This window comes from Hamadaea sp. NPDC050747 (genome assembly GCF_040654195.1).
Classification (GTDB): domain Bacteria; phylum Actinomycetota; class Actinomycetes; order Mycobacteriales; family Micromonosporaceae; genus Hamadaea.
The window spans coordinates 172,240-182,951 of record NZ_JBFAHM010000003.1 but is presented as its reverse complement, the minus strand read 5'-3'; the positions used below and the strand labels follow the sequence as shown (position 1 = coordinate 182,951).

Genomic DNA, 10,712 nt, shown 5'->3' with positions numbered 1-10,712 from the left:
ATGTGGGTGGGCCTGGCGATGTTCGCCACCATGGCGTTCGACGCGGCGGCCCACCTCACCACGACCGACGCCCTGGCCAAGATTCGACCGAGAACCCTGATCCAGCGCCAAAAAGCAGCGCCAAAAAGCAGCGCGAGAGAGCAGCGCGAGAGAGCAGCGCCCAAGGAAGGGGTCAGGGGCGGCGGAGGGCGGCGCCCGCGAGCAGGCGGACGGCGTACGGGGCGTCGTGGCGCAGGTAGCGCGAGGCGAGCCGCCGGGGTTCCTGGGCGAGCCGGTGCGCCCATTCGAGTCCGCTGCGCTGCATCCAGATCGGGGCGCGTTGTTGGTGGCCGGCGATGAAGTTGATCGCCGCGCCGCAGCCGAGGAACCAGGTGGACGGCAGGGCGTCGCGTAGGTCGGTGATCACGCGTTCCTGCCGGGGGAAGCCCAGGCCGACGAAGCAGACGTCTGGGCGGGCGGCGATGACGGCGTCCAGCACCGGGGCGTACTGGTCGGGGTCGGCGTCGAAGCCGAAGGGCGGTGCGGCGCAGCCGGCGATGATGAGCCCGGGGCAGGCGGCGGCCAGTTCGGCGGCGGCTCGGTGCGCCCCGTCGGCGCTCCGCCCGGCGACTCCCACGGCGGAGGCCATGAGCAGCCAGTCGTCGCCCTCCTCCGGCTCGATCCCGGACGGCACCGGGGCACCGCCCAGCAGATAGACCGATCCGGCGATGTCGCCGATCGCCTGCGAGATGGTCCAGATCAGGCTGGATCCCGCGACCCGTTCGGGCAGCGGGTTCCCGGCGAGTTTGCTCGCCCACACCAGCGGCATGCCGTCGGCGACGACGAGGGTCGCGTCGTCGAGGAAGCTGCGGACTTCGGCCGCGATGGGCCGGTCGCTGTCGGCGAGCCGCAGGATGTCGACGTTCGGGGTGACGATCCGGCCGCCTTCGCCCCGGCTCAGCGCTTCGACGACGTGTGTGGCGACCTCTTCCTCGGTGATCGCGTCGAATTCCCGGCCGGCCAGTTTCACGCGCTCATTTCCCACGAAATTGGACAATAGCGGGTCAATCCCTGCGGATCGCTCGTTAACCGCAGTGACACACGAACCGACAAAACCGTGCAGGGGGTGCGCCGATGGCGCGGGTCGTCTTCCTCGGCGGGCTGGGGCGCAGCGGCACGACGCTGATCGAGCGCGTCCTCGGCGAGGTGCCGGGCATCTGTGCGGTCGGCGAGCTGGTCCATCTCTGGCAACGCGATCTCCGCGACGACGAGAAGTGCGCCTGCGGCAGCCACTTCTCGGCCTGCGACTTCTGGGAACGCGTCGGGGTCGCGGCGTTCGGCGGCTGGCACCGGGTCGACGTCCATCGCGTCCTCGCGCTGCGCGATCTGGTCGAGCGCACCCGGCACATCCCGCGCCTCGCGACTCGCGTGCCCGCCGGCTATGCGGATCTGGTACGCGAATACGCCGACTACTACGTTCGGATCTACGAGGCAGCGGCCGCCGTCAGCGGCGCCGAAGTCATCGTGGACTCGTCGAAGCACTCGGCGCTCGCCCATGTTCTGCGCCATGCCACTCAAGCGGAGCCACCGCTCGACCTACGAGTGCTGCACGTCGTTCGGGACGCACGCGGGGTGGCGTACTCGTGGACGAAGACGGTGCTGCGGCCGGAGGCGGCCGCCGACGAGATGACCCGATACTCGCCGGCCCGCTCGGCTCTGCTGTGGACGGCGCACAACGCCGCGTTCTCGCTGCTCCGCCGCCGCGGAGTACGCGTACGCACGCTGCGGTATGAGGAATTCCTGGCCGATCCGCAGGCGACGCTGCGGCGGCTGGTGACGTTCGCCGGGCTCGACCCGTCCGCAGTGGACCTCGGCTGGCTCGAACGGGACCAGGTGACCCTCGGCGTGTCGCACAGCGCCGCCGGGAACCCGATGCGCTTCACCACTGGAGTCGTGCCGCTACGCCAGGACGACGCGTGGCGTACGCACCTGGCGCCGAGGCAGCGGGCCGTCGTCAACGCCGTCTGCGCGCCCATGCTGAAGGCGTACGGGTACGAGCTGGGGGTGAAGCGATGACGACCTGGCCTTCGGTGGATGTGGTGGTCCCTACCCGGAATCGTCCGGAACTGCTCACCCGGACGATCGACGGCATCCTGGAACAGGACTACGAAGGACCGGTACGCATCCTCCTCGTCTACGACCAGGCCGAGCCCGACCCGAGCCGGGAATCCGCCGGCGAACGTCCGGTCACCGTGCTCTGCAATTCGCGTATCCCTGGCTTGGCTGGTGCCCGGAACACCGGCATCCTGGCCTGTGCCGCGGACCTGGTGGCCTTTTGTGACGACGACGACGTGTGGGTGCCGAACAAGCTGCGGGACCAGGTGACGGCCTTGCGCCATCACGCGGACACCGAGATGGTCACCTGCGCGATCGAAGTGAAGTACGCGGACCGGCGCAGCATCCGCCTCGCCGGGCGCGACCTGGTGACCGTCGACGACCTGGCGCGGTCGCGGATGGCGATGCTGCACTCGTCCGGATTCCTGTTCCGGCGGGCGGCGCTGGCCGACCCGGACCGCCTGGGCCTGGTCGCTGAGGACGCCCCGGGCAGCCAGAACGAGGACTGGGACCTCCTGCTGCGGGCGGCGCGACGGCACCCGATCCTGCACGTCGACGAACCGCTCGTCCGGGTCCTGTGGGGGCGGAGCTCGTTCTACGCCTACGAGTACGCCACCAAGATCTCGTCGCTGCGCTGGATGATGGCCCGCCACCCCGAGATCAAGGGGTGCCCGCCGGGAGCCGCCCGGGTCTACGGCCAGCTCGCCTGCTGGTCGGCGGCGGCGGGAAACCGGGCCGACGCGTGGAAATGGGCTCGCGAGACCGTACGCGCCAACTGGCGGGAGCCGCGTGCCGCCATCGCCCTGGCGGCTCTTACCGGTGCCGTCCGGATCGAACGGGTCCTGAGCGCCCTGCACAAGCACGGCCACGGCATCTAGCTCTTTCCCTGGATCAGGGTTCTCGGTCGAATCTTGGGTCAAGATTCGACCGAGAACCCTGATCCAGCGCGACCGCGTACGCGGTTAGCCCCATCAGCCACGTCGGTGTATGTTGGAACGTGTTGGGATGAGTGCGAGTGTGTGGGATGGGGAGGCGTGGTGCTCGCAGCACAACGACAGGCCGCGATCCTCGACGCCGTCCGCGCGACCGGCGGCGTACGCGTGGCCGACCTGGTGGACCGCTTCGGCGTCTCGGACATGACGATCCGTCGTGACCTGGAGATGTTGTCCGATCGCGGGCTCATCCTCAAGGTGCACGGGGGTGCGACGGTGCTGCGGCCGGGGGCCACCGAGGAGCCCGGGTTCGCTGCGAAGGCGGAACTCCATCAGCGGCAGAAGGACGCGATCGCGGACAAGGCTGCCGCGCTGGTGCAGCCCGGCATAGCGATCGCGCTGTCGGCCGGGACGACGACCGCCCGGCTGGCTCAGCGGCTGACCGGTGTCGAAGGGCTGACCGTGGTGACGAACTCCGTTCCGGTCGCCGATCTCTTCCACCGGTCCGGCCGCCCGGATCAGACGGTCGTGCTGACCGGGGGCGTGCGTACGCCTTCCGACGCGCTGGTCGGCCCGATCGCGAGCGCGGCGATCCGCAGCCTGCACGTGGACCTGCTGTTCCTGGGCGTACACGGGATGAGCGCGCGGGCCGGGTTCACCACCCCGAATCTGCTGGAGGCGGAGACCGACCGGGCGTTGATCGACTCCGCGCGCCGGACGGTCGTGGTCGCCGACTCCTCGAAGTGGGACGTCGTCGGCATCGCCACCATCGCCGACCTGGCCGCGGCGCAGGTCTTGGTCACCGACGACGACCTGCCCGACGATGCCCGGGAAGCTCTCGCACACGCCGAGATCATGTGAAGGAAACGATGAAGCACACCTCGATCCGCCTGGCCGACGGCCGGGAGCTGATCTACTTCGACGAGGCCGACGACGCCGTACGCGCCTCGGTGGACCAGCGGGATCTCGCCGCCCCGCCCGCCCCGACCCAGCTTCGGCGCGACCCGCTGACGGAGGAATGGGTCGCGATCGCGAGCAGCCGCCAGGGCCGCCCGCTGCTGCCGCCGACCAGCGAATGTCCGCTGTGCCCGTCCAAGCCGGACTACTTCACCGAGATCCCGGCCGACGACTACGACGTGGTGGTCTTCGAGAACCGGTTCCCCTCGTTCTCGACGAACGCGGAGCCGGGGAGGCTCTCGGCCGAGCCGCCGGGGGTGCGGTCGGTCCAGGAGGCCGGTGACGGCTACCCCAGCACCCGACCGGGCGTCGGCCGCTGCGAGGTCGTCTGCTTCACTCCCGACCACGACTCGTCCTTCGGCAAGCTGCCGGAGAGCCGGGTGCGCACCGTCCTCGCGGCGTTGGCGCAGCGTACTGCCGAACTGTCTCAGGTGCCCGGCGTCGAGCAGGTCTTCTGCTTCGAGAATCGCGGGGTCGAGATCGGTGTCACGATGCACCATCCACACGGGCAGATTTACGCGTACCCCTATGTCACGCCGAAGACCCGGCAGCATCTCGCGGCCGCGCGCCGCCACCACGAGGCCACGGGCCGCAACCTCTACGCGGACGTCCTGGCCGCGGAGATCGCGGACGGCACGCGCGTGCTCGCGCGCAACGACCACTGGACCGCCTTCGTGCCGGCCTTCGCGCGCTGGCCGTTCGAGGTCCATCTCGCGCCGCATCGCCAGGTCCCGGACCTCGCCGCGCTGTCCGACGAAGAGCGCGAGGCCGCGGCTCCTCTGTGGCTTTCCCTGGTACGCGGTTTCGACGCGCTCTTCGACGGCCCCATGCCCTACATCGGGGCCTGGCATCAGGCGCCGGTACGCGAGGACCGCGAGCTGGCCTACCTCCACCTGCAACTGTTCAGCATCCGGCGCGGGCCGGGGAAGCTGAAGTACCTCGCCGGTTCGGAGTCGGCGATGGGCGCGTTCGTCAACGACATCCCGCCGGAGGAGGCCGCTGCCGCCCTGCGTACCGCAATGCAGGCGACCTTGTCGTAGGTCCCCGCTAGTGTCGGGGGCATGCGACCGCTGCAAGTCACGCTGCCCGACGCCACCCTGAGTGTGCGCCATTTCGGTGAAGGCGCGCCCGGTCGCGGGTTTCTGCTCGTGCACGGGCTCGCCTCCAACGCCCGGCTGTGGGACGAGACCGCGGCCGCCCTGGTGGCGGCGGGCAATCCGACCTGGGCGGTGGACCTGCGCGGGCACGGCGACTCCACGCTGCCCGACAGCGGCTTCGACACGGCCACCGCGGCGAAGGACCTTGCGGCGGTGTGTGCCGCCCTCGATCTCCCCTCCGTGATCGTCGTCGGCCAGTCCTGGGGTGGCAACGTCGTCGTTCGGTTCGCCGCCGAGCATCCGGAGCTGGTGTCCGGGGCCGCCCTCGTCGACGGCGGCTGGATCGACCTGGCCGGCGAGTTCGCCTCCTGGGCGGACTGCGAGCAGGCGCTGCGGCCGCCGTCGGTGGACGGGATGCGGGCCGGCGATCTGGCGGCATACCTGCGTCAGGCGCATCCCGACTGGTCCGAGGCGGCCGTCGCGGCGATTGCGTACAACCTGCGCGAGCTGCCGGACGGCACGGTCGAGCGGCGGCTGCCGATCCCCCGGCACATGGAGATCGTCCGCGACATGTGGGACCAGCCCGTCTGGGACTGGCTGCACAGGATCACGGTGCCGACCCTGTTGCTACCGGCGATGTCCACCGACCCGGTCCGCGCCGAGCGGACGCGCGCCCGGGTCGAGCGGGCCGCCGCCGCGCTGCCCGACGCCCGGATCCGGGAGTACGCCGGCGGCGACCACGATCTGCATGCCCAGCGGCCCAAGGAGTTGGCCGTCGATCTGCTGAGCCTGGCGGGGTGACCTGAATGACCGAGCTGATCGTCCTCATGGGATCGGGCGAGACCACGCCCACCATGATCAAACCGCATCGAGCGATCCTCGACCGCGTCGGCGACGCTCCAGCCGTCCTGCTGGACACGCCCTACGGCTTCCAGTCCAACGCCGACGACATCTCCGCGCGGGCGGTGGCGTACTTCAAGGCGAGCGTGGGCCGCGACATCGGCGTGGTCTCCTGGCGTCGTCGTGACCTGCCCGCCGTCGAGGCCGAACGAGCGCTGACCTCGCTGCGGCAGGCTGAGTGGCTCTTCGCCGGCCCCGGCTCCCCGACATACGCCCTGAGCCACTGGCGGGACACGCCGATCCCGGGCCTGATCACGAAGTCGAAGGTGGTGGTCTTCGCGAGTGCGGCGGCGCTGACCCTCGGCTCGCACGCCATCCCGGTCTACGAGATCTACAAGGCGGGCCTCGATCCGCACTGGGTTCCGGCGCTCGACATCTTCCGGGAGCTGACCGGCGTACCGGCGGTGATCATCCCGCACTACGACAACGCCGAGGGCGGCCACCACGACACCCGGTTCTGCTACCTCGGCGAAGGCCGGCTCGCCCGGATGGAGCAGTGGCTGCCCGAGGAGTCGGTGATCGTGGGCATCGACGAGCACACCGCCGTCCTCCTCGACCTTCCCACCGCGTCGGTGCAGGTCGTCGGCCAAGGCGGGCTGACGTTGCGGCGACGCGGGGAGAGCCGGGTCTACCCCACCGGCAGTACGCTGCCGTTGGAGGCGCTCGCAGACACCTCGGCCACGGCCGCTGTCGCTCCCCCGGCCCCGGCATCGCCCGCCGAACCGCTCGCCGAGCCCGGCGCCGCCTCCGTCGGCGAGGTCGCCGACGCGCTCGACGCCCGGTTCGGCACTGCGCTCGCCGTCCAGGACGTGCAGGAATGCGTCGCCATCGCGCTCGAGCTGGAGACCGCGATCGACGACTGGGCGGCCGACACCAACGTCTCCCCCGACCACGAACACGCGCGCAGCGTCCTGCGCGGCATGATCGTCCGGCTCGGGCAGGTGGCGACCGAGGCGCACGAGGCCGTCCCCGCCCTCCTCACCTCCGTACGCGCCGCGCGCGAACAGGCTCGGGCCAATCGGGACTTCGCCATGGCCGACGCGCTTCGGGACGCGCTCACCGGAGCCGGCTTCACCGTCCAGGACCAGCGCCTCGGCTGATCCCTCTCCACGCCGCCCACCGCTGTTTCCGCGCGATCATGAACTATCGGTCGTGATCGACCGGCGTGTCGTGTCCCGGCGGCCCTGATCAACTCCCCGACGGCATGATCACCCGGCGAGCCCGGCGAGCCCGGCGAGCCCGGCGAGCCCGGCGATCCCGGCGACCCCGGTGATCCCGAGCGCCCACCGGAACCATTCGGCGCCCCTGGTCTGCGCCAAGTTCCGCCGTTGCTTGATCATGTTCCCGCGGTTTGCGCGAATTGGCTCATCAGCGCATATGGCTGGCGCATGATCAAGAAACTCGGCCGAAAATCGCATACAGCGGGCGCATGATCTTGGGCCAGGCGGCACAGGCGGCACAGGCGGCACAGGCGGCACAGGCCAAGAATTGACCAGAAAAGGCAAGAACGGGGCCCGGATAAGGGACGGGGCGGGCTCCGATTGGAGCCCGCCCCGGGGAAGGGACTGCAGGTGAATTCATGGGTGAGGGCGGCTGGCTCCGCTCTCACTATTCGTAACGAATCACCCAAATAGGAGTAACGCGGTCAGGCCGAGAGTCGCTTGGCCAGGTTCGTGTCGAGGGTGTTCATGAACTCCTCGGTGGTCTGCCACGGCGCGTCCGGCGCGATCAGCAGGGCCAGGTCCTTGGTCATCGCGCCGCCTTCGACGGTGTCGATGATGACCTGCTCCAGCGTGTCGGCGAACTCGGTGACCGCCGGGGTGCCGTCGAGCTTGCCCCGGTGGGCCAGACCCCGCGTCCAGGCGAAGATCGACGCGATCGGGTTGGTCGACGTCTTCTGGCCCTTCTGCCACTGCCGGTAGTGCCGGGTGACGGTGCCGTGGGCGGCCTCGGCCTCGACCGTACGCCCGTCCGGCGTCATCAGGACGGAGGTCATCAGGCCGAGCGAGCCGAAGCCCTGGGCGACGATGTCGGACTGGACGTCACCGTCGTAGTTCTTGCAGGCCCAGACGTAGCCGCCTTCCCACTTGAGCGCCGCGGCGACCATGTCGTCGATCAGCCGGTGCTCGTAGGTCAGGCCCTTGGCGTCGAACTCGGACTTGAACTCGGCCTCGAAGACCTCGGCGAAGATGTCCTTGAACCGCCCGTCGTACGCCTTGAGGATGGTGTTCTTCGTCGACAGGTAGACCGGGTAGTTCCGCAGCAGGCCGTAGCTGAACGAGGCGCGCGCGAAGTCGCGGATCGACTCGTCGTAGTTGTACATGCCCATGGCCACGCCGCCGCCGGGGAAGTCGGCGATCTCGAACTCCATCGGCGCGCTGCCGTCGGCCGGGGTGTAGGTGACGGTCACCTTGCCCGGGCCGGGGACCACGAAGTCGGTCGCCTTGTACTGGTCGCCGTGCGCGTGGCGGCCGACGACGATCGGCTTGGTCCAGCCGGGGACGAGCCGCGGCACGTTGCTCATGATGATCGGCTCGCGGAAGATCACGCCGCCGAGGATGTTGCGGATCGTGCCGTTCGGCGACTTCCACATCTTCTTCAGCCCGAACTCCTCGACGCGCGCCTCGTCCGGCGTGATCGTCGCGCACTTGACGCCGACGCCGTGCTGCTTGATGGCGTTGGCCGCGTCGATCGTGACCTGGTCGTCGGTCGCGTCACGGTGCTCGATGGACAGGTCGTAGTAGTGCAGGTCGACGTCGAGATAAGGCAGGATCAGCTGCTCCCGGATCTGCTTCCAGATGATCCGGGTCATCTCGTCGCCGTCGAGCTCGACGACCGGGTTGGTCACCTTGATCTTCGCCATGGTGCCGGGCGCTCCCCTCGGAGGTGTTGGCAAGTCGCATTAACAGTACGAGCGTACTGCCATCGACCCGAGGGTGCCGACCGGGGGCGGGATCCCCTGCGAGGATCACACCCCCGAACCGGACGAAGGCATCTCAGGCGCCCCAGTTCACCTCGCCGCGACCGGCGGCCTGGAGAGCGGCGTTCGCCTGCGAGAACGGACGGGAGCCGAGGAAGCCCCGAGGATTCATGGGACTCGGGTGCCCGGCCTCGATGACGACGTGGTTCGGATTGCGCACCAACGCCGCCTTCTTACGGGCGTAGCTGCCCCAGAGCAGGTAGACCACGCGGTAGGGAGACTCGTTGACGGCCTTGATCGCGGCGTCGGTGAACGCCTCCCAGCCCTGGTCGGCGTGACTGGTCGGCTTGCCCTCGCGAACGGTCAGCACTGCGTTGAGCAGCAGGACGCCTTGCTGCGCCCACCGGGTCAGGTCACCGTTCGGCGGCGGCGTCACGCCGAGGTCTTCCTGGATCTCCTTGTATACGTTGCGCAGCGACGGCGGGACCGAGACGCCCGGCCGCACGCTGAAGCTCAGGCCGTGCGCCTGCCCTCGCTTGTGATAGGGATCCTGGCCCAGGATCAGCACGCGAGTCTGCGCCGGCGCGCACAGCCGGAACGCCGCGAACAGATCGTCGATGGGCGGATACACCGTCTGGGTGGCGTACTCAGACTCCACAAAGGACGACAGGCGCGCGGTCGCCTCGAGATCGAGGTGCGGCTTCATGACGTCCCGCCACTCACCAGGCAGCAGTTCAACGAGGTCAAGTCCCATAGCCCGACACCCTACCGTCCACCCCCGACAAGCAGATGGGGGCGGAGAGTCCCGCCCCCATCCACGAAACGTCAGAGGCTGACGACGTCTGCCTGCTTGGCCCGGACCGCCTCGGCGGCCTCCTTGAGCCCGGCCAGCTCCGAGTCCGTCAGCGCGGTCTCGACGACGGACTTGACGCCCGTGGCGCCGATGGCCGCCTCGACACCGAGGTAGACCCCGTTGATGCCGTACTCACCGTCGACCCAGGCGCAGACCGGCATCACGGCGCCGCTGTCCTCGGCGACCGCCTTCGCCATGCGAGCCGCGGCCGCGGACGGCGCGTAGTACGCCGACCCGGTCTTGAGCAGCGCGACGACCTCGGCACCGCCGTTGCGCGTACGCACGACGAGCTCCTCGATCTTGTCGGCGGGCAGCAGGTCGGTGAGCGGCTTGCCGTCGACGGTGCACTGCGACGGGACCGGCACCATGGTGTCGCCGTGCGAGCCCAGGGTCAGCGTCTTCACCGACTTGACCGGGACGTTGAGGGTCTCGGCGACGAAGTTCGTGAACCGCGCGGTGTCGAGCATGCCGGCCTGGCCCATGACCCGGTTCTTCGGGAACTGGGTCGCGATCTGGGCGAGGGCGGTCATCTCGTCGAGCGGGTTGGAGACGACGATCACGACGGCGTTCGGGGCGTGCTTGGCCACCTGCTCGGCGACCCCGCGAACGATCTTGGCGTTGACGCCCAGGAGGTCCATGCGGCTCATGCCCGGCTTGCGCGGCAGTCCGGCGGTGATCACGACGATGTCGGAGTCGGCGATCGCCTCGTAGCCCTCGCCGTTGGGGCCGGTCGTGACACCGACGATCTTGGTCTCGAAGCCTTCGATCGGGCGGGACTGGTTCATGTCCAGCGCGAGGCCTTCGGGCTTGCCCTCGACGATGTCGGTGAGCACCACCGTCTCGAAGACGTCGTACTCCGCCAGGCGCTGCGCGGTCGTCGAGCCGTAGAAGCCGGCGCCGACGACGGTGACCTTCTTGCCCATTGTTCAGACCTTCCCAAAACTGCGGCCCACGGCTCG

At 69.6% G+C, this 10,712-nt stretch carries 11 protein-coding genes and 1 pseudogene; 7 read left to right on the top strand and 5 right to left on the bottom strand.

The genetic code is table 11. The annotated features are described in order from the left end of the window. Nucleotides 1-81 (top strand): annotated as a pseudogene (locus tag AB0H43_RS07245) (DUF5987 family protein); the annotation flags it as partial. A gap of 91 nt (nt 82-172) precedes the next feature. On the opposite strand, the gene AB0H43_RS07240 reads toward AB0H43_RS07245, so the two are convergent. Continuing rightward, nucleotides 173-1,024, bottom strand: a complete 852-nt coding sequence (locus AB0H43_RS07240; RefSeq protein WP_359997871.1) for a WecB/TagA/CpsF family glycosyltransferase — start codon at nt 1,022-1,024, stop codon at nt 173-175. 89 nt (nt 1,025-1,113) lie between these two features. Between AB0H43_RS07240 and AB0H43_RS07235 the strand changes: the two genes are divergently transcribed. The 6 genes from AB0H43_RS07235 to AB0H43_RS07210 all read left to right on the top strand — a co-directional run bounded on the left by AB0H43_RS07235 (nt 1,114) and on the right by AB0H43_RS07210 (nt 7,080). Next, nucleotides 1,114-2,055 carry a sulfotransferase gene (locus tag AB0H43_RS07235; RefSeq protein ID WP_359997868.1) on the top strand — a complete coding sequence of 314 codons (942 nt, stop codon included), beginning with the start codon at nt 1,114-1,116 and terminating at the stop codon, nt 2,053-2,055. After that, on the top strand, nt 2,052-2,972 hold the full coding sequence (locus AB0H43_RS07230) for a glycosyltransferase (RefSeq protein ID WP_359997865.1): 921 nt from the start codon (nt 2,052-2,054) through the stop codon (nt 2,970-2,972). Before AB0H43_RS07235 ends, AB0H43_RS07230 begins: the two co-directional genes overlap by 4 nt. A 159-nt stretch (nt 2,973-3,131) precedes the next feature. Next, the gene (locus AB0H43_RS07225; RefSeq protein WP_359998592.1) at nt 3,132-3,887 is read left to right on the top strand and encodes a DeoR/GlpR family DNA-binding transcription regulator; all 756 of its coding nucleotides are present in this window, start codon (nt 3,132-3,134) and stop codon (nt 3,885-3,887) included. An 8-nt stretch (nt 3,888-3,895) separates the two neighbouring features. After that, nucleotides 3,896-5,023 (top strand): galactose-1-phosphate uridylyltransferase, encoded by a 1,128-nt coding sequence (galT, locus tag AB0H43_RS07220; RefSeq protein WP_359997863.1) that lies wholly within the window; start codon nt 3,896-3,898, stop codon nt 5,021-5,023. A 21-nt stretch (nt 5,024-5,044) separates the two neighbouring features. After that, entirely contained in the window at nt 5,045-5,881 is an 837-nt protein-coding gene (locus AB0H43_RS07215; protein WP_359997860.1) for an alpha/beta hydrolase, read from the top strand. Between the two features lie 5 nt (nt 5,882-5,886). Then, the gene (locus tag AB0H43_RS07210; protein WP_359997857.1) at nt 5,887-7,080 is read left to right on the top strand and encodes a hypothetical protein; all 1,194 of its coding nucleotides are present in this window, start codon (nt 5,887-5,889) and stop codon (nt 7,078-7,080) included. A 108-nt stretch (nt 7,081-7,188) separates the two neighbouring features. Here the strand turns inward: AB0H43_RS07210 and AB0H43_RS07205 are convergent, their stop codons facing one another. The 4 genes from AB0H43_RS07205 to mdh form a co-directional block, all read right to left on the bottom strand. Next, nucleotides 7,189-7,320 (bottom strand): hypothetical protein, encoded by a 132-nt coding sequence (locus AB0H43_RS07205; RefSeq protein WP_359997854.1) that lies wholly within the window; start codon nt 7,318-7,320, stop codon nt 7,189-7,191. A 305-nt stretch (nt 7,321-7,625) separates the two neighbouring features. After that, nucleotides 7,626-8,843, bottom strand: coding sequence for an NADP-dependent isocitrate dehydrogenase (locus AB0H43_RS07200; RefSeq protein WP_359997851.1), 1,218 nt, complete (start codon nt 8,841-8,843; stop codon nt 7,626-7,628). A 133-nt stretch (nt 8,844-8,976) separates the two neighbouring features. Continuing rightward, nucleotides 8,977-9,654, bottom strand: coding sequence for a uracil-DNA glycosylase (locus AB0H43_RS07195; RefSeq protein WP_359997848.1), 678 nt, complete (start codon nt 9,652-9,654; stop codon nt 8,977-8,979). Between the two features lie 71 nt (nt 9,655-9,725). Beyond that, nucleotides 9,726-10,676, bottom strand: coding sequence for a malate dehydrogenase (gene mdh, locus AB0H43_RS07190; RefSeq protein ID WP_359997846.1), 951 nt, complete (start codon nt 10,674-10,676; stop codon nt 9,726-9,728). Nucleotides 10,677-10,712 lie beyond the last annotated feature (36 nt).